General features: G+C 62.8%; 20 protein-coding genes. 15 read left to right on the top strand and 5 right to left on the bottom strand.

The window, feature by feature from the left end; translation table 11 throughout:
- Positions 1 to 40: 40 nt before the first annotated feature.
- Positions 41 to 1,003, bottom strand: coding sequence for a D-alanyl-D-alanine carboxypeptidase family protein (locus INT29_RS13710; protein ID WP_226830986.1), 963 nt, complete (start codon positions 1,001 to 1,003; stop codon positions 41 to 43).
- Positions 1,004 to 1,721: 718 nt separating this feature from the next.
- Between INT29_RS13710 and rpsB the strand changes: the two genes are divergently transcribed.
- The 9 genes from rpsB to INT29_RS13665 all read left to right on the top strand — a co-directional run bounded on the left by rpsB (position 1,722) and on the right by INT29_RS13665 (position 10,071).
- On the top strand, positions 1,722 to 2,687 hold the full coding sequence (gene rpsB / locus INT29_RS13705) for a 30S ribosomal protein S2 (protein ID WP_101571236.1): 966 nt from the start codon (positions 1,722 to 1,724) through the stop codon (positions 2,685 to 2,687).
- A gap of 33 nt (positions 2,688 to 2,720) precedes the next feature.
- Positions 2,721 to 3,548: a translation elongation factor Ts gene (gene tsf / locus INT29_RS13700; RefSeq protein ID WP_101571234.1), complete on the top strand. Its 828-nt coding sequence runs from the start codon at positions 2,721 to 2,723 to the stop codon at positions 3,546 to 3,548.
- Positions 3,549 to 3,724: 176 nt separating this feature from the next.
- On the top strand, positions 3,725 to 4,477 hold the full coding sequence (pyrH, locus tag INT29_RS13695) for a UMP kinase (RefSeq protein WP_101571232.1): 753 nt from the start codon (positions 3,725 to 3,727) through the stop codon (positions 4,475 to 4,477).
- Between the two features lie 148 nt (positions 4,478 to 4,625).
- Positions 4,626 to 5,183 carry a ribosome recycling factor gene (gene frr / locus INT29_RS13690; protein WP_101571231.1) on the top strand — a complete coding sequence of 186 codons (558 nt, stop codon included), beginning with the start codon at positions 4,626 to 4,628 and terminating at the stop codon, positions 5,181 to 5,183.
- Positions 5,183 to 6,211, top strand: coding sequence for a phosphatidate cytidylyltransferase (locus INT29_RS13685; protein WP_101571229.1), 1,029 nt, complete (start codon positions 5,183 to 5,185; stop codon positions 6,209 to 6,211). Before frr ends, INT29_RS13685 begins: the two co-directional genes overlap by 1 nt.
- Positions 6,212 to 6,380: 169 nt before the next feature.
- Positions 6,381 to 7,688, top strand: coding sequence for a radical SAM protein (locus INT29_RS13680; protein WP_193071976.1), 1,308 nt, complete (start codon positions 6,381 to 6,383; stop codon positions 7,686 to 7,688).
- A gap of 83 nt (positions 7,689 to 7,771) precedes the next feature.
- Positions 7,772 to 8,332, top strand: a complete 561-nt coding sequence (locus INT29_RS13675; protein ID WP_101571225.1) for a DivIVA domain-containing protein — start codon at positions 7,772 to 7,774, stop codon at positions 8,330 to 8,332.
- Entirely contained in the window at positions 8,325 to 9,056 is a 732-nt protein-coding gene (locus INT29_RS13670) for a hypothetical protein (RefSeq protein WP_193071975.1), read from the top strand. Before INT29_RS13675 ends, INT29_RS13670 begins: the two co-directional genes overlap by 8 nt.
- Before the next feature lie 166 nt (positions 9,057 to 9,222).
- Positions 9,223 to 10,071, top strand: coding sequence for a N5-glutamine methyltransferase family protein (locus INT29_RS13665; protein ID WP_193071974.1), 849 nt, complete (start codon positions 9,223 to 9,225; stop codon positions 10,069 to 10,071).
- A gap of 18 nt (positions 10,072 to 10,089) precedes the next feature.
- Here INT29_RS13665 and INT29_RS13660 read toward each other — a convergent pair whose 3' ends face one another.
- A complete protein-coding gene (locus INT29_RS13660; protein ID WP_193071973.1) occupies positions 10,090 to 11,289 on the bottom strand; it encodes an acyl-CoA dehydrogenase family protein in 1,200 nt (399 codons plus the stop codon).
- Positions 11,290 to 11,388: 99 nt separating this feature from the next.
- Between INT29_RS13660 and dxr the strand changes: the two genes are divergently transcribed.
- The gene (gene dxr / locus INT29_RS13655; RefSeq protein WP_193071972.1) at positions 11,389 to 12,660 is read left to right on the top strand and encodes a 1-deoxy-D-xylulose-5-phosphate reductoisomerase; all 1,272 of its coding nucleotides are present in this window, start codon (positions 11,389 to 11,391) and stop codon (positions 12,658 to 12,660) included.
- Between the two features lies 1 nt (position 12,661).
- Positions 12,662 to 14,125, top strand: a complete 1,464-nt coding sequence (locus tag INT29_RS13650) for a M50 family metallopeptidase (protein ID WP_193071971.1) — start codon at positions 12,662 to 12,664, stop codon at positions 14,123 to 14,125.
- Positions 14,126 to 14,196: 71 nt separating this feature from the next.
- On the opposite strand, the gene INT29_RS13645 is transcribed toward INT29_RS13650, so the two are convergent.
- Positions 14,197 to 15,630, bottom strand: a complete 1,434-nt coding sequence (locus INT29_RS13645; protein WP_180958941.1) for a serine hydrolase domain-containing protein — start codon at positions 15,628 to 15,630, stop codon at positions 14,197 to 14,199.
- A gap of 183 nt (positions 15,631 to 15,813) precedes the next feature.
- Between INT29_RS13645 and ispG the strand changes: the two genes are divergently transcribed.
- The gene (gene ispG / locus INT29_RS13640; protein ID WP_101571209.1) at positions 15,814 to 16,962 is read left to right on the top strand and encodes a flavodoxin-dependent (E)-4-hydroxy-3-methylbut-2-enyl-diphosphate synthase; all 1,149 of its coding nucleotides are present in this window, start codon (positions 15,814 to 15,816) and stop codon (positions 16,960 to 16,962) included.
- Positions 16,963 to 17,021: 59 nt separating this feature from the next.
- Entirely contained in the window at positions 17,022 to 17,900 is an 879-nt protein-coding gene (locus tag INT29_RS13635; protein WP_101571207.1) for a DUF4081 domain-containing GNAT family N-acetyltransferase, read from the top strand.
- A 56-nt stretch (positions 17,901 to 17,956) separates the two neighbouring features.
- Here INT29_RS13635 and INT29_RS13630 read toward each other — a convergent pair whose 3' ends face one another.
- Together INT29_RS13630 and INT29_RS13625 are read right to left on the bottom strand one after the other, a co-directional pair.
- Positions 17,957 to 18,373: an RNA-binding S4 domain-containing protein gene (locus INT29_RS13630; RefSeq protein WP_101571205.1), complete on the bottom strand. Its 417-nt coding sequence runs from the start codon at positions 18,371 to 18,373 to the stop codon at positions 17,957 to 17,959.
- A 32-nt stretch (positions 18,374 to 18,405) separates the two neighbouring features.
- Entirely contained in the window at positions 18,406 to 19,137 is a 732-nt protein-coding gene (locus INT29_RS13625) for an NUDIX hydrolase (protein WP_193071970.1), read from the bottom strand.
- A gap of 232 nt (positions 19,138 to 19,369) precedes the next feature.
- Between INT29_RS13625 and INT29_RS13620 the strand changes: the two genes are divergently transcribed.
- A complete protein-coding gene (locus tag INT29_RS13620) occupies positions 19,370 to 21,217 on the top strand; it encodes a proline--tRNA ligase (RefSeq protein WP_101571200.1) in 1,848 nt (615 codons plus the stop codon).
- Positions 21,218 to 21,230: 13 nt separating this feature from the next.
- Positions 21,231 to 22,037 (top strand): TSUP family transporter, encoded by an 807-nt coding sequence (locus tag INT29_RS13615; RefSeq protein WP_101571198.1) that lies wholly within the window; start codon positions 21,231 to 21,233, stop codon positions 22,035 to 22,037.
- Positions 22,038 to 22,112: the final 75 nt, after the last annotated feature.

Raw genomic sequence — 22,112 nt, 5'->3', positions numbered from 1 at the left:
ATTCGGTCGCCCAACGGGCTCCAGGGACGCAACTTTAAGTTTATTCGTGACCATAGAATTCCCAATGCCACGGTTCAGGCAGTGAACCCGACTGACGAGCCCAGCTCGGATGGATCCATCCGAACTTCGGTGCGTTGGCACGCATCCACTGGTGCTCAGCGCTGCCGAACGAATTGATTCCGCCGCCCAGGTCCATTGCCAGCGCCCAACCGTGGTTCGAGGTTCCGGGAGTCGCAGCCATCCGACCCTTCCGTCGTTTCAAAATGACCTGAGTGTCGTAGTCACGATAGGCATCAGTCACCGAGATCGGAGTCGAGAACCTGGCTGCATAGGCGTGAGACATCCGGTCGAACGCCGTCTGAGCATCACAGCGCAGCATCTGTCCCGGCGCCGACATCAACGAACACATCGCCGCGGCAGGTATCCGACCATTGCGATGTCCACCCCACGCACCCGCTCCAGAGGTCGTGGAGTCGCCGGTATGTTCCTTTTCGGGCTTGCGCGACAGTGGCAAGAGGATCGACTCCTCTTGTCCGAAGAAGCCTGCCGGGTCGATGTACTTCTTCACTCCCTCAGACTTCCAGACGCCGACGTGCAGACACGATTGATCGCAGTGACCACCCTCAGCGACTGTTCCGATCTCAGCACCGGCAGAGAACGCCTCGCCCGTTTTCAGAACCGACTCTGCCGGTTGGAACGAGATGACATATCCGGAATCTGTTTCGATGCTGATGGTCGCGGTGCCAGCTACCGAGCCGCGGAAGCGAATGGTGCCAGCGGCGGGTGCCCGCACCGGTTCACCACTGACCGTGAGCACATCGATGCCCCGGTGTCCCTTCAACCACGCCTCTGTCGGCGGATCAAATGCTTCGAGAATCTCCATCGCCGGGACCGGGGAGGCCCATGTCCTCTGTGCCTGGGCCGCAGCTTCGGCAGAGGTCGCCGAAAACGGTGCCACCACCTCGGCGAGGGCGAGGAGCACTGGAATCAGACTCACGGTCATGATGCGACTCAGCCTGTGAGATGCCAGGCGAGCCCTGGACCAGACCGCCAGCCGAGTTAGAGACAAGGCAGCCGGCAGCGTTCGAGACCAGATGGAACGGGCGGTGTGCGAAGAAGCGACGATGAGGTCCATGAGCCAATGGAAGCCCGGTCGCCTCCAGATGTCAGGCGCGCGAGCAGCGACTGTGGACAGAGCCCCGTCGTACACAGACGAAACGAACACGAGTGGCGCGGCGATCCACAGGAGACTGCCCATGAGTGGTCGAGAGGAGTGCCTGACCAGCGAGTTGTGGAGATTGCGAATCTGATTGGAACCTCGAAGCTGCGGCTCTGATCAGGCGATGCGGGACAAAGATATCCACACGGCGCCGGACATGGGTCGACTGACTGGCTACTTGGGGGCGTGCACTGGGTGAGCACACCGAGCAGTCTGAAAGCCGCGCAGACTGTGATGCAGCCCATTCGGCAGGTGCCTGATCGATTGGAAAAGCCTTGGGCAACAGGGATAGACTGGCCTCAGCAGAAGCGTGTCTTCTGACTACGCGTATTCGATTTCTTCTCCATCCCATGGTGCAAATAGCCTGCAAGGGCGAATTTGTGGGGCGGATGAACCGAATACCAGGAATTAACCGAAAATGTCATTGTTCCGCCAGCACAATGCTGTCGTTCGATAATGACGTAAAAGCGCCTCCGGGCGCAAGAGAAGGGAGGACGTCGGTATGGCCGTCGTCACCATCCGCCAGCTGCTCGACAGCGGCGTTCACTTTGGACACCAGACCCGCCGTTGGAACCCGAAGATGAAGCGTTTCATCTTCACCGAGCGCAACGGCATCTACATCATCGACCTGCAGAAGTCGCTGGGCTACATCGACTCTGCATTCGAGTTCGTCAAGGAAACCGTGACCCACGGTGGCTCGATCCTGTTCGTCGGCACCAAGAAGCAGGCCCAGGAATCGATCGCCGAACAGGCCAAGCGCGTGGGACAGCCCTACGTCAACCAGCGCTGGCTCGGCGGTATGCTCACCAACTTCCAGACCATCTCGCTGCGCCTGCGCCGCCTGAAGGAACTCGAAGAGATCGACTTCGACGATGTTGCAGGTTCCTCGCACACCAAGAAGGAACTGCTCATTCTCCGTCGCGAGAAGGACAAGCTGGAGAAGACCCTCGGCGGTATCCGCGACATGCAGCGGACCCCTTCGGCTGTCTGGATCGTTGATACCAAGAAGGAACACCTCGCCGTCGACGAAGCTCGCAAGCTCGGAATCCCGGTCATCGCGATCCTCGACACCAACTGCGACCCTGACGACGTCAACTACCCGATCCCGGGCAACGACGACGCCATCCGCTCGGTGTCCCTGCTGACCCGCGTGATCGCCGACGCAGTGGCAGAGGGCCTCATCGCCCGCCACTCCTCGGACGACAACAGCGGAGAGAAGAACGTCTCCGCCGTCGAACCGATGCCAGAGTGGGAACGCGAACTGCTCGAGGGCAACGCTCCTGCTTCTGAGGAAGCTGCCGCTCCGGCTGCAGACGCTGCCGAGAAGCCAGCCGCCGATGCCGCTGCTGCCGCTGAAGAAGCAACCGACGAGCCGCCAGTTGAGGCTGCTGCCGAAGCTGCTGACGAGGCAACCGAAGCACCCGCCGCAGAAGCAGCTGCAGACTCCACCGAGTCCAAAGAGTCCTGATTTTCCATAACTCCACCATCCTGAGGAGAAAGAATGGCAAACTACACTGCCGCTGATATCAAGGCATTGCGCGAGAAGACCGGCGCCGGAATGATGGACGTCAAGAAGGCTCTTGACGAAGCTGACGGCGATCAGGCGAAAGCCATCGAGGTCCTCCGTGTGAAGGGTCTCAAGGGCGCCACCAAGCGTGAAGGTCGCTCCACCTCTGACGGTCTCGTGGCTACCCACGTCGAGGGCGGCGTCGGAACGATGATCGAGCTCAACTCGGAGACCGACTTCGTTGCGAAGTCCGATCCCTTCGTTGCACTCGCTGATGAAGTTCTGTCTCTGGCCGTGTCCAGCAACGCCGATTCGGCCGAAGCTGTTCTCGAGTCCACGAAGGACGGCAAGCCCGTCTCGGAGTTCATCACTGAAAGCGGTGCGACTCTGGGTGAGAAGGTTGCCCTTCGTCGCGTTGGACGTCTCGAAGGCGCAAGCGTCGAGTCCTACCTGCACCGCACGAACAAGGACCTGCCACCTCAGGTGGGCGTCCTGCTGGCATACGAAGGTGATGACGCCACTGTCGCACACGACGTCGCCGTGCACATTGCAGCTATGAGCCCGAAGTACTTCTCCCGCGAAGAGGTCCCAGCCGACCTCGTGGAGAACGAACGTCGCATCGCTGAAGACACCGCGAAGAACGAAGGCAAGCCTGAGAAGGCTCTGCCCAAGATCATCGAAGGCCGCGTCAACGGCTTCTTCAAGGAAAACTGCCTGCTCGACCAGGGATTCGCCAAGGATCCCAAGCAGTCCGTGAGCAAGGTCCTCGAAGCTGCCGGCGTCAAGGCCACCGGATTCCTGCGCTTCCGCGTCGGAGCCTGAAACATCATTGACCGCTGAGCGGGTCGTAAACCGACCTGCACAGCAGTCGTCTCGCTTGAGAGTGAACTCATAAGCGGCTGACGGGGTCGGACCATTCGGTCCGGCCCCGTTTTCGCTACACTGGCACCGACGACACATCCGGGCTCCAACCTGCCCAGACGGAAGAAGGACTCTAAATGACATCCACCCCGGTTCACGAATCCAGCTACGCCAGCAGACCAGTCCGCACACACCGCCGCCGCGTGCTCCTCAAACTCTCGGGTGAGGTCTTCGGCGGAGGCAAAATCGGAGTCGATCCCGATGTCGTCGCCGCTGTAGCCAGAGAAGTAGCCCCTACCGTCGAAGAGGTGGAAGTCAGCATCGTCGTCGGAGGCGGAAACTTCTTCCGTGGAGCAGAGCTGTCACAGCGCGGCATGGACCGCACACGCGCCGACTACATGGGCATGCTCGGAACAGTCATGAACTGCCTTGCGCTGCAGGACTTCCTCGAACAGACCGGCGTCGACACCCGGGTGCAGACAGCAATCCCCATGTCGCAGGTCGCCGAGTCCTACATTCCGCGCAGGGCCATGCGCCACATGGAGAAGAACAGGGTCGTCATCTTCGGCGCGGGAGCCGGACTGCCCTACTTCTCCACCGATACCGTCGCCGCTCAGCGGGCGCTGGAAATCCACGCCGACGAAGTCCTCATCGCCAAAAACGGAGTCGACGGCGTCTACACCGCCGACCCGAACATCGACCCCACTGCAGAAAAGATCCGTGAGATCACCTATCAGGAGGCGCTGCAGAAGGGCCTCAAAGTCGTCGACGCAACCGCATTCTCCCTGTGCATGGACAACAAACTTCCGATGCACGTCTTCGGGATGGAAGGCGAAGGCAATCTGCGCAAGGCCATCGTCGGCGACAAGATCGGCACCGTAGTCAAATAGTCTCCAGGGCGCATCGGCCCCGGGCCTACAACGCCTCGAAATGTCTCAGACGAGGTCCAGAACTCTCCCTGGACCAAACGAGTGCGGCATTCGACAGCTATGACCCATAGAATGAACCCAAAGCTCCTATCGACGGAAAGAGTGAGTCGTGATTGAAGAAACACTGGCCGAGGCCAGGGAAAAGATGGACAAAGCCGTGGAATTCACGCAGGAGGACTTCTCGTCCATCCGCACCGGCCGCGCCAATCCCGCACTGTTCGCCGCCATCGAGATCGATTACTACGGTGCACCGACCCCTCTGCAGCAGCTGGCCTCATTCCAGACCCCAGAAGCTCGCACCATCTTGGTGACTCCTTACGATCGTGGAGCACTCGGCGACATCGAGACCGCGCTGCGCAACTCGGACATCGGCGCCAACCCAGCCAACGACGGCAACGTCATCCGCGTCGTGCTCCCGGAACTCACCGAGGAACGCCGCAAGGAATATGTGAAGATCGTCAAGAGCAAGGCTGAAGACGGCAAGGTGTCGATCCGCAACATCCGTCGTCATGCCAAGGAAACCCTTGAGCGCATCAAGAAGGACGGCGACGCCGGTGAAGACGAAGTCGCACGCGGAATCTCCGAACTCGATGACCTGACCAAGGGCAAGGTCGACAATGTCGACAAACTGCTGTCCAAGAAGGAAGCTGAGCTCCTCGAGGTCTGATGATTTCGTTGACCGGGCCAGGCACTCCAGCATCCGATCCGGCTCCCCTCGGGGGGCCGGATCCGGATCCGGTTCCGCATGCAGCGGGGCCTGAGACCCCATTCCCCAGGCGCAGAGACCTGCGCAACTCCGATAAGGACTATTCGCCGGAAGACCCGGCGACGAACCCTGCCGCTGAGTCTGGGCAGGATGTCCCTGAGGTGGCGGAGAAGGACTACGGCAAGGCCGGACGAAATCTGCCGGCTGCGATCGGCATCGGGCTGCTCATCGGCGGCATTGTCCTGGCGTCCCTCATCTTCTTCCCGATCTCCTTCCTCTTCATCATCCTCATCGCCATCGTGGCCGCAATGTGGGAGCTGGCCAATGCGCTGTCCCGGTCGGGGTCACTCGTATCGCGGATACCGACGATGGTGTCGGCGGCATGCATGGTGGTGGCGACGTTCGTCGGTGGACGCGAGGCCCTGTGGGTGACCTTCGCCGCCAGTGCCGGCGCCGTCATGCTCTTCACCATGGTCGAGCGCCGTAAGAACGCGGTCAAAGACGTTTCGCTGTCCCTGTTCGCACTGACCTACGTGGGCCTCATGGCCTGCTTCGTCGTGTACCTGCTGACCCAACCCGACGGCAACTTCTACGTCATCCTGTTCTTGGCCAGCGTGGTCGCCTCTGACACCGGCGGCTACGTCTTCGGCGTCCTCTGGGGCAAACACCCGATCGCACCGAGAATCTCCCCGAAGAAATCCTGGGAAGGTTACATCGGTTCGGTGGTCTTCGCCGCCGCGGTCGCCACCATCCTCGCTCTGACTCTCTTCGACGCTCCGTTCTGGACCGGTCTGGTCATAGGTGTCGTCATCCCAGCCTTCGCCACCCTCGGCGACTTCAGCGAATCGATGATCAAACGCGACCTCGACCTCAAAGACATGGGGACTCTGCTGCCCGGGCACGGCGGCGTCATGGACCGACTCGATTCGATCCTGCCCACCGCACCGGTGGCCCTCGTGATGTTCACGGTCCTGCCCGGCTACCTCTGATCCACACTGATCCGCCTCGCACCTGCAATTGGATAGCCGTCAATCGCGGGCATCTGCATGACCGCGAACCGCGGGTATCCACCCAGCCCTCAATCGCCGGTGACAGCCTCTTATCGGGCGTGGCGGCACACACACTCCAAGACATTTGCTCTCATGAGACAATGGACGTGTGAGTTCTCAAGCAGGTAACAGGCAGACACGGCCCGTCGTCGAACACGCAGACGGCACGACATCGAAGACGCCGACGCGTGACGGCCGTCCGCTGCTTAATTTCAAATCTCCACGAGCCAGCCAGCCAAAGCAGCATCTGGCCGATATGACGATGGACGAACGCATCGACGCGGTCAAAGAGATGGGACTGCCCGCCTTCCGCGCCAAGCAGATCTCCACTCACTACTTCACGCACTATCAGACCGATGTCGAGTCCATGACGGACCTGCCGAAGGACCTGCGTGCCGACCTGCAGGAACGATTCTTCCCCCACCTCCTGACCGAGGTTCGTCGCCTGCGCACCGCCAACGGCGACACAATCAAGTTCCTGTGGCGCCTCTATGACGGAGCACTCGTCGAATCGGTGCTCATGCGCTACCGCAACCGAGTCACACTCTGTGTTTCAAGCCAGTGCGGTTGTGGAATGAACTGTCCCTTCTGCGCAACAGGACAGCAGGGACTGACACGCAATATGTCTGCGGCCGAGATCGTCGAACAGGTCATCCGCGCCAACCAGGTCATCGCTGACGGCGAACTCGCACCGGCACCCTCGGGGGACATGCCAGCCGACGGCGAGACGGCCCTCGGTGCCGAAGCAGACGATGACCAGGGCGAATCACCAGAGGCAATGGTCGACGCATCGGACTCGACCACCTCGGCGACGGGACCCGAACGCGTCTCCAACATCGTGTTCATGGGAATGGGCGAACCCTTGGCCAACTACAAACGCGTGATGAACGCGGTGCGCCGGTTCGTCGAACCAGCGCCGCAGGGACTGGGAATGTCGGCCCGTCGCATCACCATCTCCACGGTCGGTCTGGTCCCAGGTATCAACAAGCTGGCGGCCGAGGAGATTCCGGTCACCTTCGCACTCAGCCTCCACGCACCCGATGACGAACTGCGCGATGAGATGATCCCGGTCAACACCCGGTGGAAGGCCGATGAGGCCATCGATGCCGCGTACAACTACTACCAGGTGACAGGACGTCGGGTGAGCATCGAATACGCCCTCATCAAGGATATGAACGATCACCCCTGGCGTGCGGAACTGCTGGCGAAGAAGCTCAATGCTCGTGGTCGCGGTTGGGTCCACGTCAACCCCATCCCGCTCAACCCGACGCCCGGGTCCGTGTGGACCGCCTCCGACCCGGAGGTGGCCGACGAATTCGTGCGCAGGCTCATCGACCAGGGCATTCCCACGACCATCCGCGATACCCGCGGTTCGGACATCGATGGGGCCTGCGGACAGCTCGCCGCCGCCGACTGAGACGTCGCGAACACGCATTTTCCGCGTCCGCCATTTATCATGGTGGAAATGACCCATACGCACGATTCGCTTCTGGAGGCAACATGGCGGACACGACTTTCCCCCGAATGTCCGGATGGAAGAACGGCTACGACCCGAAACAGGTCGACAGCTTCTTCAAACGTGCGCGCGAATCCTTCGAACGCCCCACTCCGCAGCCCGGTGACCTCGACTCACGCGCGGTGCGCACAGTCGGCTTCGATCTGGTGCGAAAGGGATACCACGTTGCCGTCGTCGATGCTGCGCTCGATCGTCTCGAAGACGCCTTCGCCAAACAGGCACGTGACCGGCTCATCGCACAGTCGGGCCAAGATGCTTGGGTCTCCGAACTGACACGTGTGGCCTCGTCTCTGCGAGGACGCTTGGTCCGCGAACCGGGCGAGCACTTCGACAACCCGGCCCCGGGAGTCATCGGCTACGACATCGACCAGGTCGATGACATGTGCGAGAAGGTCAACGCCTACTTCACGGAAGGTGTGGCGATGAGCGTTGACCAGGTCCGCCGCGTCCTGTTCAAAACGGCCAAGGGCAACAAAGCCTACGACGAAGACCAAGTCGATGCGTTCATCGACCGTGTCGTCGAAGTGATGGCCTCCGTTGACTGACTTCCACTACTTCGAAGCACCCACAGACACCTCACCCGGAACGCTTAACCCGGTGTTCGAGCTGCTCGATTTCCCGATCGTCATGGGCGGTGCCGATGACATCGTCCTCACCGGTCCGACCCCGGACAAGCCGATGGTCGATGGCCGTGAAGTCAGCGACCCACGGCTGATCAAGGCACTGTCGAAGCCTGTGGAGCTCGATCGCGCCGAGGTATTGGACCGGAGTGCGAAACTAGGCGGCATCCTCCATGCCATGGGCATCATCGGCACAGAGAACGCTCGAGTCGTCATCGCCGAGGATGTTCCACCGATCTCGCGGAGGCTGAGCATCCTCGGCGCCGTGCGCATCGGAGCCAGCGTCGACGTTCGTTCCGGCGCGGCATCGACCGATGCCCCGTTTGCCAGCGCGTCGTCTGCGGACTCTTCCTCAACTGATGGTGGGGGCGAGGGCCTCACCACGGTTCTCGTGCACACGATCGACGCTGCCCCGATCGAATCGGGACGAGCCTCGGTCAAGGTCATCCGCTCCCAATTCGAAGGAGTCGGCATCACCGTCGCGGGGGAGACCGCGAATATCGACCAAGCGATGCGGGACTCGCGAGTCGAACCTGCCGCAGTGGTCGCATTGGCACCGAGCCGCCCGCTGATCGTCACCGAGGAGAAAGTGCTCGATGCGCAATCGAGCTTGGAATGGCTGGCTCAGGAGACCCTAGCTGAGGCCTGACGCCTCCGACCCAGAAGGGTCCGAGTCCGACCCAGACGGGCCCGAGCAGATGGACCCGCCGAAGGTGGTGGCCCGACTGCGAGAGGCAGGGTGTGTCTTCGCTGAAGATGAAGCGCGGATCCTGATGGAAGCGGCGCAGGGCTCCGTTTCTGACCAGGAATCCTCTTTGACCGAACTCATAGCTCGCCGCGTCGCGGGCGAGCCTCTCGAGCAGATCGTCGGATGGGTCGAATTCGCGGGGCAGAGACTCCACGTTGTTCCTGGCGTGTTCGTGCCTCGGCAGCGGACCGCGTTGCTGGCGGAACGGTCGATCCTTGCAGTTCAGGCTGCAACGGATACTGTGCAGACCACAGGGAGTGCTGTGCAGGCCGCAAATGCTGTTCGTGATGTAACCGATGCGACGGAAAACGGACGTCCGGCCCGATTCCTCGAAGCCTTCTGCGGGGTGGGAGCTGTCGCCACCACGGTGGCCTCGGCTATCCCGGGTACGCAGATCCATCTCGGCGATCATGACGAAACAGCACTGAGGTGGGCACAGGACAATGTCGGACCCTGCGCTCAGGCTCACTTGCTTGACTGTCTGGTGGGATTGCCACAGGCCCTCAGTGGTAGCTTCGACGTCATTTCCGCGGTGCCGCCTTATGTGCCAGATTCTGCTGCCCAATTCCTTCCCCGTGAGGCAAGTGAGCACGAACCGGCGACGGCACTGTTCGGGGGAGTCGATGGGCTCGACCTGGTTCGTCGCCTCGTCAGCGAATCTCGTGAGTGGCTGGCACCAGGCGGGGTGGTGCTCATCGAACTCGGCGTCGCACAATATACGAACGCTGCTGAATTCGCGGAGGCACAGGGATTCACCGCCACCAGCACACTCGGCGAAGACGAACAGTCCGTGGTACTCGAGCTGCAGCTGAATGAAAGACGCAACCCGATGAATGACAAAAACCGCTGGCCAGAGGTGGCGCGGTCGTGCACTGATGCACGACGTAGACACTTCTGGCCAGCGGTTGTCGGCTGAACTCAGACCCCGCAGGGATCAGTTCGCGAAGGCGTTGATCCCGGTGAGGCTGCGGCCCAGTGTGAGCTGGTGAACCTCGTGGGTGCCCTCGTAGGTGAGCACGGTCTCGAGGTTGACGGCGTGGCGCAATGGTGGGTATTCGCTGGTGATGCCCGAACCGCCGAACAGTGCGCGCAAGTCACGGCAGACGTTCATCGCGGTGTCGACATTGACCATCTTGCCCAGGCTGATCTGTTCGGGACGCACACCCTTCTCCGAGTCCTTGAGCTTACCAAGGTGGGCGGCGAGCAGTGTGATCTGCGAGTACTGGCCGAAGGCCTTCGCAAGCTTCTGCTGGCTGATCTGGAACGAGGACAGCGGACGGTCGAACTGAACGCGGGTGCCGGTGTACTCCAGTGCGGACTGGAGCGCGTCACGCGCGGCACCGGTGACTCCGAAGACGATTCCGTAGCGGGCCTCGGACAGGCAGGACAGGGGGCCCTTCAGACCCTTGGCCTCGGGCAGCATGGCGTCTTCGGGCAGGCGCACGTTATCGAGGACGATCTCACCGGTGATCGAGGCACGCAGAGAGATCTTGCGGTGGATCTCAGGAGTCTGGACACCCTCGGTGTCGCTGGGGACGACGAATCCGCGGACAACGGGCTTGCCCTTGGAGTCGATTTCCTCGGTTTTTGCCCAGACGACCATGACGTCGGAGACGGGGGAGTTCGTGATCCACATCTTCGCGCCGTTGAGGATCCAGTCGGACCCGTCCTTCTTTGCGGTCGTCTTCATGCCCGATGGGTCGGAGCCGACGTCGGGTTCGGTCAGGCCGAAGCAGCCGATGGCCTTGCCGGCAGCCATCTTCGGAAGCCATTCCTCCTTCTGCGCTTCGGAGCCGAAGTGGTGGATGGCGAACATGGCCAATGATCCCTGGACCGAGACGAGTGAACGCAGACCCGAGTCCACGGCTTCGAGCTCACGGCAGGCCAGACCGTACTGGGTGGCGGTGGATCCGCCGCAGCCGTAGCCGTCGAGGTGCATGCCGAGGAGCCCGAGTTCGCCGAGTCCCTCTGCGAGCTCCCGAGCGGGGATTGTGGCGTCGAGGAAGTAGTCGCCGATCTTCTCGCGAACGTTCTCATCAAGCCATTTCTTCACGATCGACGCGAACTCGAGGTCATCTTCCTCGAAGACCGAATCCAGTCCCAGGATGTCGTCGGGGCTCAGCGTTGCACTCATGTAAACCTCTCTCACCATAGATTCGCATTGCATATCTCACGTCGCCGATGATGACAATGTCGAGTCATTTCTCAGAGAACTTTGGCATTATCGGTAGGCGTGAGCAAACGTAGAATCATTGTAGTCGGCTCGACCGGTTCGGTCGGCACCCAGGCCCTCGATGTCCTGGAAGAGAACGCAGCGGATTTCGAGGTCATCGGGCTCGCCGCTGGAACCCAGCTCGATGCTTTGGTGATCCAGGCGCTCGATTTCTCGGTCCCCGTCATCGGTCTCACCAGCCCACCTGAGGGCGGCCCAGATGAGATCCGGAAGAGGCTGGAGCAGGCTGCTGGTCAACGAGGCATCAGTGATCCTGTCCGTGAGATCCATGTGGGCCCCGATGCCGCCGAGGTGGTCGCCGGTGCCGCTGCCGACATCGTTCTCAATGCGGTGACCGGAGCCGCCGGGCTCGGCGCGACCCTGGCCGCGCTCAAGCGCGGCACCGATGTGGCGCTGGCGAACAAGGAGTCACTCATCATCGGCGGCACGATCGTCCTCGATGCCGCGGCCCGCACCGGAGCGGCACTGATCCCTGTGGACAGCGAGCACTCGGCGATCGCCCAGGCCCTGCGTTCAGGCACCCACGGTGAGGTCAGCAAACTCGTCATCACCGCTTCCGGTGGACCCTTCCGCGGCATGACCCGGGACGCGCTGCGACGTGTCACCCCGGCTCAGGCACTCAAACATCCCACCTGGTCGATGGGGTCGATGATCACCATAAACTCGGCGACACTGGTGAATAAGGGCCTCGAAGTCATCGAGGCCCACCTGCTCTTCGATATCGACTTCGACAACATCGAAGTCGTCGTCCACCCGCAGTCCCAGATCCATTCGATGGTCGAATTCAGCGATGCCTCGACGATCGCGCAGATCTCACCGCCGGACATGCGACTGCCCATCGCCTACGCGCTCGGCACTCAGTCCGACGGTCAGACCCGTCGACTGGCGTCTGGAGCGGTGGCGAACAACTGGGGACAGCCGATGCACTGGTCATTCGAACCCGTGAACCACATCGCCTTCCCCGCCTTGGGCCTGGCCGTTGAAGCCGGACGGAAGCGGAAGAGCTTCCCCGCAGTCTTCAACGCCGCCAATGAGGTTCTCGTCGAAGCCTTCGTGGGTGGTGAGATCCCATTCACCGGAATCGACAAGGGCATCGAACGGGCCCTGCAGGCCCACCAGCCGGCAGCCGAGCACACGGTCGAGACCGTCCTCGCCGCCGACGCCTGGGCTCGAGAATTCGCCCGCCAAGACCTGGCGGAGCAGGTGGCAGAGGCCGCACCCGGCGCACCGGCTGCACAGTCCGCACCGGGCACGAGCCTCGGCGGTTCCTGATATGACGGTTCTCCTCTACATCGTCGGGATCGTCCTGTTCCTGATCGGAATCTCGATTTCGATCGGTCTGCACGAGCTGGGCCACCTGACGCCGGCGAAGAAGTTCGGTGTCAAGGTCACCCACTACATGGTCGGCTTCGGCCCGACCGTGTTCTCGTTCCGCCGCGGCGAGACGGAATACGGAATCAAGGCGTTTCCCTTGGGCGGATTCATCGCCATGCCGGGAATGTACCCGCCCCTCAAAGCGACAACGCGACGGGCCGGGACTGCTTCCGGAGAGGATGCCCAGCACGCAACTGACGCGGCCGGAAGCGATCACCTCGGCGACGTCGCGATCGAGACTGCTGGCCGCCCGCGCAGGCAGCGGCGCGGTCGCCTGTTCGAGAACACGATGGCCGATGCCCGGGACTTCTCGAACCAGGAGATCGATCCGGGGGAGGAGCACCGGACGTTCTACGCTCTGAACGTCCCCAAACGCCTCGTCGTGATGTTCTCCGGACCTCTGGTCAACCTCGTCCTCGGAATCATCATCATGGCGATCTCGCTCATCGGCATCGGGATCACGACCCCGACGACCACCGTGCAGACCGTCGTCGAGTGTGCGGTTCCGGCCTCCGAAGCGGCGCAGCGTCCCGCGGACCAGAGGAAGAGCTGCCAGGACGATGATCCGCTGACTCCCGCGTGGGAAGCCGGAATCAAACCAGGCGATGACATCACCTCGGTCGCCGGCGTCTCCACCGACAGCTGGGACGAACTCTCCAGCGTCATCAAAGATCATGCCGGTGAGCGAGTCGACGTGTCGTTCACCCGGGACGGTCACTCGCAGTCCGTGAACGTTCCGATCATCGCGCATGAGAGCGCCCGCGTCGACGACAGCGGAAAGCCCATAATGAACGCCGACGGCACACCTCAGACGGTGACGGAGGGATTCTTCGGCGTCGGACCGGTCCAGGAGCGCCAGCCGCTGCCGCTGAACGAATTCCCCGGCGCAGTCTGGGACCAGGTCAGCGGTGTCTTCCACGCGATCGTGACCCTGCCCGTCAAACTCATCGACATCGCCGAGGTGGCCACCGGTTCGAAGGAACGCGACGCCGAGGGGCTGGTCGGGATGGTCGGAGTCGGGCGCATCGCCGGTGAGATCGTGTCGACGGACAAGTTCCAGATCATGGACAAGGCGCAGCTGGGGCTGGGAATGCTGGGATCACTCAACATCTTCCTGTTCGCGTTCAACATGATCCCGCTGCTCCCGCTCGACGGCGGACACATCGCAGTGGGCCTCTACGAAGGGGCGCGCCGCCAGATCAACAAATTCCGTGGGCGCGGCAAGATCGGGCCCTTCGACACAGCCCGACTGCTGCCGCTGACCTACGTCGTCATCGCGCTGATGCTGTGCATGACGGCGCTGCTCGTCTACGTCGACCTCGTCAAACCCGTCACGTTAGACGCGATCTTCAACTCCGGATAGCCGGAGGGCCGACCCCGGGCGGCGGGACAGCGAGGGAGAAGTCTGCCCGCAATGCCCGGCGGGAGCGGTGTTCAGCTGCTCAGTGAGATCGTCTGCACCTCGCCGAGGTGGTCCAAGCTCACCGTGATCGTCGGTGACGTCTGTGCCGGGTTCGTCTCGCCGCCAGCCTGCCCGCCCGGAACCGTCACCGTCCCCTTCAGCGGAGTCGTCATGGTGACGTTCTCGGCGCTGAAGGCCCGAGTGAGCTGCTGCTCTTCTCTCCACGCTGCGAAACGCTCACCACGTTCTGCGCGAGGCTCATCGAGGTCCATGTTCACGGTGAAGAGTTCCTCGGCGACCGTATCGTCGAAATCGATGACCAGGTTCGCTGCGCGCAGCACGGTTTCTGCCTGTTCGGGTGCGGCGGCGTGGTGAGGTGACGGCACCGCGGTGGCCCTGCGGGTGAGCTGCAGACCGGGATTGCCCGTTGCCGCGGCCCAACCGGCGTCGATGGCGTCCCGGACGGTGCTTTCGGCCGGGTAGTAGGTTGTGTTGCCGAACACGACGATGCTCAGACCCAGATCCGGGAACCAGCGCATGTGCGAGCCGTATCCGGGATAGCCCCCGGAATGGCAGGCGACACGACCGAAGCGGGAGTCCAGGCGCGGCTGCAGACCGAAACCGTAGTTCACGGATTCCGTGTGGTGCTCGCTGTGCTGAACTTCGATGAGGCGATGCGCCTGCTGATTGTCGTTCAGGATCCGCGGCAGCGCCTCAGGCGCATAGGCGTCGATGTTCTCAAGGGCGTCCATATGGGCATCCATCCAGGCCCCGATGTCGTTGACCGTGGAGATGACTCCGCCGATGGGGGAGAAGGCACCGGGGCCGGTGAGTTCGGCAGGGTGGCCGCCGCCGTTGCGGTCGATGCGGATGCCGGGCATCAGGTCTGGGAAGTCGGCGATGTCGAAACCGGTGCGAGTCAGACCTACGGGTTCAAGCACCTCGGTGGTCACGAGGTCGATGAACGGCCTCCCGGTCACTGCCTCGGCGACGAGTCCGAGGAGTGCATAGCCGAGGTTGGAGTATTCGTAGCCGGTGTCTGCCGGGCCGATGGGGATGGCTCCGGCCTTGAGATAGTCGACGAGCTCGGTCTTCGTCATCGACTCCACCCGGTCGGCCCAGGGGTCGTCCTTGGTGAACCCGGTGCCCATCGTCAGTGCCTGTCGGCACGTGCGGTCGGCGATCGATGTGTCGGCGATATCGGGGATGAGCTGGCCCAGGGGCCGATCGAGATCCAAGCCCTTGGATGTGAGGTGGCCCATGAGCGCCGCAGTGAACGACTTCGTCATCGACGCGATCCGGTAGGGAACGTCGCCCTGGGCAACGGTCCCGGTCTCACCTCGGCGAAAGACACCCCACGCCAATGTGCCGCCCTGGTCTGCCAGGGAATCGGCTGCAGCTTCAAGATGGCCGATGATGGCCTGGGTATCGGGGTGGGTGAAGGGCACAGAATCGCCTCGGCGCACAGGCATCTCCTCTGATCTGATCCTCGGATCGGAAGGCAAGTTTCCTTCACAATACCTGCGAAACGATGCTGTGGTGAGCGATCACACCGTGGTCGACGAGCCCGGACACAGTTTGAAGTCCTACAATATGAATGACTCGAACGATCAGTCTGGTCCCCAGTCTTCAATGAAGGGAATGTCTTCGTGACATCGGTCAATCTCGGAATGCCTGCCCCACCACCTCCTGTGCTCTCGCCGCGACGGAAGACGCGACAGATCCAGGTCGGAAAGGTCGGCGTCGGTTCCGATTTCCCTGTCAGTGTCCAGTCGATGACGACGACGCAGACCACTGACATCAACGGGACTCTGCAGCAGATCGCCGAACTCACTGCCGCAGGCTGCGACATTGTGCGGGTGGCCTGCCCCTCACCCGATGACGCTGCCGCTTTGCCGATCATCGCGCAGAAGTCGCAGATCCCGGTCATCGCCGACATCCACTTCCAGCCGAAGTACGTCTACGCCGCGATCGACGCCGGCTGCGGCGCTGTCCGCGTCAATCCCGGAAACATCCGCAAATTCGACGATCAGGTCAAGCAGATTGCGAAGGCGGCAAATGACGCCGGAACCTCGATCAGGATCGGTGTCAACGCCGGATCCCTGGACAAGCGGATTATGGAGAAATACGGCAAAGCCACTCCGGAGGCGCTCGTCGAGTCCGCCGTGTGGGAGGCCTCGCTGTTCGAAGAACACGACTTCCACGACTTCAAGATCTCTGTGAAGCACAACGACCCCGTGGTCATGGTCCGCGCCTACGAGCTGCTCGCCGAACGCGGCGACTGGCCCCTGCACCTGGGCGTCACCGAGGCTGGGCCCGCCTTTCAGGGCACAATCAAGTCCGCGACCGCCTTCGGCACACTGCTGTCGCAGGGCATCGGCGACACGATTCGCGTCTCCCTCTCTGCCCCACCGGTGGAGGAGATCAAGGTCGGCAACCAGATTCTGGAGAGCCTCAACCTCAAACCTCGCAAACTCGAGATCGTCTCCTGCCCCTCCTGCGGACGCGCCCAGGTCGACGTCTACACCCTCGCGGACAAGGTCACTGCCGGTCTCGAAGGCATGGAGGTTCCTCTGCGTGTGGCTGTCATGGGCTGTGTCGTCAACGGTCCCGGTGAGGCTCGTGAAGCCGACCTCGGTGTGGCCAGCGGCAACGGCAAGGGCCAGATCTTCGTCAAGGGTGAGGTCATCAAGACCGTGCCCGAGGACATGATCGTCGAGACTCTCATCGAAGAAGCCAATCGCATCGCAGCTGAGTCCGACATCCCGTCCGGGTCGCCCGACGTCGTCGTCGGCTGAGCCCAGTCCTGGCGGAGAAATTTCCCGGTGTGTGAGGATCTGAACAAGGAGGCGCTCTCGTGCTGAGAGTCGCTCGGCTGGGACATCAGCACACTGACTGGCTGAAGGATCTGCTCGCACGCAACCCGTGTGAGAACGTCTACCTCATCGCGCTGCTCGAAGTCACCGGCACAGCTCAGATGGGGTCCCCGGCAGGTACCCTGCTGGGAGTCTTCAACGGCGATCGTCCGGTCGCAGCCTACTGGGTGGGCGGCAACATCATCCCCGTCGCTGCGACCCCAGGCACCAACCAGGTGCTTGCGGAGAAGCTCAACGCCGATGGGCGCTACTCCTGTTCACTCATCGGCGCCCGCGACATCATCCTCGATCTGCACAGCCGCCTGAACTGGGGGCGTCCCCGCGGGGTCCGTGACCGCCAGCCGCTGTTGGCCATCAGCTCCGACCCGTTGATCGAACCCGACGAGGCCGTCAACTTGGTCACGGTGGAGCAGCTGCCCGCAGTGTTCTCTGCCAGCGTGGACATGTTCACCAACGAGGTGGGCTTCTCTCCCGTCGAGGGCGGCCAGGCGAGCTACCTGGCCCGAGTCCGCAACATCATTCGGGGTAAGAACTGCTTTGCACGCATCTCCGAGACTCTGCCTCAGGGCGGTGCGGTCAGACGCTGGCCGGCGACGGAGCAGGCCGAGCAGGTGCTGTTCAAGGCAGACATCGGCATCCGGGCACCGCGCATCGTTCAGGTTCAGGGCGTCTGGGTCCATCCCGACGTTCGCCAGCAGGGCCTGGGCGCTGCCGGAATGGCGGCCGTCGTCGCGCAGACTCGAGCCGCGGGGCATACCACTGTGAGCCTCTATGCCAATGATTACAACGAGGTGGCCCTGCGCATGTACACACGCGTCGGGTTCGAACAGGTCGGCACCTTCGCCACCGTCATGTTCTGACCGGCCTCACGCCGGCGGCGAATGGTTGTGGGCCAGCGGCGCGGCCAGCGGCAGCCTCAGGAGTCTCGGCGATCCCAGTTTCGGGGTTTGGCCATGTCGCCCAGAAACTTCTCCATCTCCCGACGGTCCTTCTTCGTCGGCCGTCCCAATCCTTTGTCTCGGCGGGGGACGAATCCGCGCAGAGCAGGATCCGGCGGCGGAGTGAGGTCTTCGTAGCACTGCACAGCGATCGAGGCCTGCGGCCGAGTGGGGATGAAGCCGGTGATCTTCCAGATGAATTCGGTGCTGGCTTTGCGCACGCGCACCTCCTGGCCGATGGAGACCTTCTGCGCTGCCTTGACACGCTGACCATCGACCTGGACGTGTCCGCCGCGGCAGGCCTGAGTCGCCAGGTTTCGGGTCTTGAACATCCTGGTCGTCCACAGCCAGACGTCGACACGAACGTGCTTGCCGGGCGAACGGTCAATCTCCACAGTCGGCCTCCATCACATCAGCGTTCAACACATCAGAGTCCATTATCGTCGGTGCCCGCGCTCGGTGCTGGGACGTCTGCATCGCGACGCAGCGCGATCTCGGAGCGGCGGGTGAATGTCTGGGCGGGGCGACCGCGCCCCTGGGACACAGCTTGCCCAGTCGGTGCCAGCAGCGGAAGCATCGTGCGGCGAAAGGTGTCTGCCTGCAGATCCTCGCCGGAAACGACCTCGTGCAGTTCGCGCAGCTGTCGCAGCGAGAATTCCTTCGGCAACAGCCCGAACGGGTCGGGTGTGCGCTCATGCAGGGCACGCAGTCGGTGCACCGCCACTCGGACGATCTCCTGATGCTCGGCGCTGAGCTCACGCACCGAATGCACAGGAGCCAGCTTTCTCCGTCGGGCATCCTTCGGGTCAGGCTCTGTCTCCGGGGTACTCGCGTCACCGAATCCGATATCGTTCGTCGACAGCACGTCGAGGTGTGCCACCGAGATCACCCACCCGCGATCATCACGATCGGGCTGGTCGAAGACATGGAGCTGAACTGGGGCACGGTCGACAAGCCGCGCCTTTTCGTGCAGACACCGGGCAACAGCCTCGGCGAGTCGCTCCTGGGGGCGCAGAATCGACCCCGGCAGCTGCCACACGCCATCGCCGGAATGAGTGAGGAGCACGTGCAGGCCACGCCGAGGGACGGGGCAGAGGACCGCGGTGTCGACCGCGACCGAGGGCCGCGGGAACTGCGTCAGTTGAGTGGAATCAGGCATGCTCTTCGTATCGGTCAGGGAGTCGGTGGGACAGCGAATCGGCCTGAATCGTTCAGGCCCTGGTGGACGTCTGTGCCCACCAGTCTAATTCGCTTCCCCCACCACGCGAATCCACCCGCTGACTGCCGCCTTCCAACCACGCGAGCGATCGGTTTTGTCCCATAATTGCCGTGTGGATACTCGCGTGCGATAGTGTTCGATCTGAGTCTTGACAAGTTGAGGAGTATCACCCATGGCCCTGCGCATGTCGTCCCTGTTCGTGCGAACCCAGAAGGAGGACCCGGTCGGTGCCGAGGTCGCCAGCCACAAACTTCTGCACCGTGCGGGCTACATCCGCCGATCGGCCCCGGGGATCTACACATGGCTGCCGCTGGGACTGAAGGTCTTGGGCAAGATCGAAGCCATCGTGCGCGAAGAGATGGCCGAAGCCGGATCGCAGGAAGTTCATTTCCCCGGTCTGCTGCCCGCCGACCCGTACCGGAAGTCCGGCCGCTGGGAAGCCTTCGGACCCGACCTGTTCCACCTCAAGGACCGCAGGGACAACGACTACATTCTGGCACCCACACACGAAGAGGTCTTCACCCTCCTCGTCAAGGACCTGTACTCCTCCTATAAGGACCTCCCGCTCTCGATCTACCAGGTCCAGACCAAATACCGTGATGAGGCCAGGCCCCGCGCGGGTCTGCTGCGCGGACGCGAATTCATCATGAAGGACGCCTACTCCTTCGACATCGACGACGCCGGACTCGACGCCTCCTACGAAGCCATGCGCGTGGCCTACCTGCGCGCCTTCGCCCGCCTCGGCCTGCCCTGCCTGCCCGTCAAAGCCACACCCGGCGCCATGGGCGGCTCCGGCACCGAGGAATTCATCTACCCTTCCGAGGTCGGTGAAGACACCTTCGTGCGCTCACCCGGCGGATACGCCGCGAACGTCGAGGCAGTGACCTCGATCGTGCCCGAGGCGATCCCGTTCGAAGACTCACCCGCAGCCCACGTCGAGGACACCCCAGACACCCCCACGATCGAGTCCCTCGTGGCCGCAGCGAACGCCGATCACCCTCGCGAGGACCGCGAGTGGAGCGCAGCAGACACACTCAAGAACGTCGTCTGCGCCGTCACCCACCCCGACGGCACCCGCGAGATCATCGTCATCGGCCTTCCCGGAGACCGCGACGTCGACCTTGACCGCGCTGCCGGAACCGGAATGCTCGGCAACGGCGAAGTCGATCTCGAGGCCGCCACCAGCGAAGATCTCGCCGCCCACCCGGAGCTCATCAAGGGCTACATCGGACCAGGCCTCGACCTCGACAACCAGGTGCTTGGACTCGAGGGCACCTCGAAGGTCCGCTATCTCCTCGATCCTCGCGTCGTCGAGGGCACCCGGTGGATCACCGGCGCCAACGAGCCCGGCCGCCACGTCTTCGATCTCGTAGCCGGTCGCGACTTCACCTCCGACGGCACCATCGAGGCCGCCGAGGTGGTCCTCGGTGACCCCGCGCCCGACGGTTCTGGCCCGCTCGAGTTGGCCCGTGGCGTTGAGATCGGTCAGATCTTCAAACTGGGCCGCAAGTACGCCGAATCCCTTGATCTCAAGGTCCTGGACCAGAACGGCAAGGCCACTACCGTGACTATGGGCTCCTACGGCCTCGGCGTCACCCGTGTCATGGCCTGCATCGCGGAGGAATACCACAGCGAAGGCGGTCTCCTCTGGCCCCAGCACCTGGCCCCGGCCGATGTGCACATCATCGCCGCAGGCAAGGGCGAAGAGATCGCCGAGGCGGCCGAGAAGCTGACATCCGAGCTCGAATCAGAGGGCGTCACCGTCCTCCTCGACGACCGCCTCAAGGTCTCACCCGGCTTCAAGTTCGCCGATGCTGAACTCATCGGCATCCCGACCGTGATCGTCGTCGGTCGCGGCCTGGCCGATGGAGTGGTCGAAGTCCGCAACCGTCTGGCCGATGAGAAGCAGGAGCAGCCCGTCGCCGAGGTGGTCGCCTCCACCGTGGCCACGATCCGCGCCGCCTACGCCGCGGCTGCTTCCGCGGCAGACGCTGCGATCGCGGAAACATCTGAACGTTGAGCCGACCCAGGTGATGGAAACCCTCACCGCCGGCATCGATGTCACCCTCGGGATGCTCCTGTGGCTGTTGGCCGCGGGCGTACTGGCCGGGTGGATCGATGCCGTAGTCGGCGGCGGCGGTCTGATCCAGCTGCCGGCGCTGCTGCTGGTGCCCGGCATGACACCGGTCCAGGCGGTGGCCACGAACAAGGTGGGATCGATCGCGGGGACAACCGCCTCGGCGGTGACCTATCTGCGCAAGATCACGCCGGACAGATCGGCGACGATCCCTGCCGCCGCCACGGCGTTCCTCGGTGCCGTCCTCGGCGCCAAACTCGCGACCCTGGTCCCCGGTGAACTCTTCACACCGATCATCCTGATCGCGCTCATCGGGGTCGGACTCTTCACGGTCCTCAACCCCAGCCTCGGCGCCGATGCGACCCTGCGGTTCGGGGAGTCCTCGAAACGCCATCATGGGCTGTCATGGCTGATCGGACTCACGATCGGCGTCTACGACGGCGTGCTCGGCCCGGGCACCGGTTCCTTCCTCGTCATCGCGTTCGTCACAGTCATCGGGTTCTCATTCCTCCAGGCCTCGGCCACAGCGAAGGTCATCAACTGGGCGACGAACTTCGGAGCCCTCGTCTTCTTCATCCCCGACGGCCAAGTCGTGTGGGCGCTCGGCCTCGTCGTGGCAGTGGGCAACGTACTCGGCGGAATCTTCGGTGCGCGCACGGCCTTGAAGAAGGGATCCGGCTTCGTCCGCGTTGTCTTCGTCATCGTGGTCTCCGCGATGATCCTCAAACTCGGCTACGACGTGATCTCCGGCCTCATTCACTGACTGACACCATCGCTAAACCTCCCCGACGTCACTAAACGACCCCGGCGCCGGGTGCCATCAGCGACGTCGGGGAGG

The sequence above is a fragment of the Brevibacterium sp. FME37 genome, assembly GCF_014897485.1.
GTDB lineage: Bacteria > Actinomycetota > Actinomycetes > Actinomycetales > Brevibacteriaceae > Brevibacterium.
Note: the sequence above shows the minus strand (reverse complement) of the source record. Positions and strands in the feature narration are given on the sequence as shown.

Bases quoted from the DNA above. Each gene is read 5' to 3' on its own strand.
- INT29_RS13710 (WP_226830986.1), bottom strand. From the start codon at position 1,003: ATGACCGTGAGTCTGATTCCAGTGCTCCTCGCCCTCGCCGAGGTGGTG.
- rpsB (WP_101571236.1), top strand. From the start codon at position 1,722: ATGGCCGTCGTCACCATCCGCCAGCTGCTCGACAGCGGCGTTCACTTT.
- tsf (WP_101571234.1), top strand. From the start codon at position 2,721: ATGGCAAACTACACTGCCGCTGATATCAAGGCATTGCGCGAGAAGACC.
- pyrH (WP_101571232.1), top strand. From the start codon at position 3,725: ATGACATCCACCCCGGTTCACGAATCCAGCTACGCCAGCAGACCAGTC.
- INT29_RS13685 (WP_101571229.1), top strand. From the start codon at position 5,183: ATGATTTCGTTGACCGGGCCAGGCACTCCAGCATCCGATCCGGCTCCC.
- INT29_RS13675 (WP_101571225.1), top strand. From the start codon at position 7,772: ATGGCGGACACGACTTTCCCCCGAATGTCCGGATGGAAGAACGGCTAC.
- INT29_RS13660 (WP_193071973.1), bottom strand. From the start codon at position 11,289: ATGAGTGCAACGCTGAGCCCCGACGACATCCTGGGACTGGATTCGGTC.
- INT29_RS13650 (WP_193071971.1), top strand. From the start codon at position 12,662: ATGACGGTTCTCCTCTACATCGTCGGGATCGTCCTGTTCCTGATCGGA.
- INT29_RS13625 (WP_193071970.1), bottom strand. From the start codon at position 19,137: ATGCCTGATTCCACTCAACTGACGCAGTTCCCGCGGCCCTCGGTCGCG.
- INT29_RS13620 (WP_101571200.1), top strand. From the start codon at position 19,370: ATGGCCCTGCGCATGTCGTCCCTGTTCGTGCGAACCCAGAAGGAGGAC.
- INT29_RS13615 (WP_101571198.1), top strand. From the start codon at position 21,231: ATGGAAACCCTCACCGCCGGCATCGATGTCACCCTCGGGATGCTCCTG.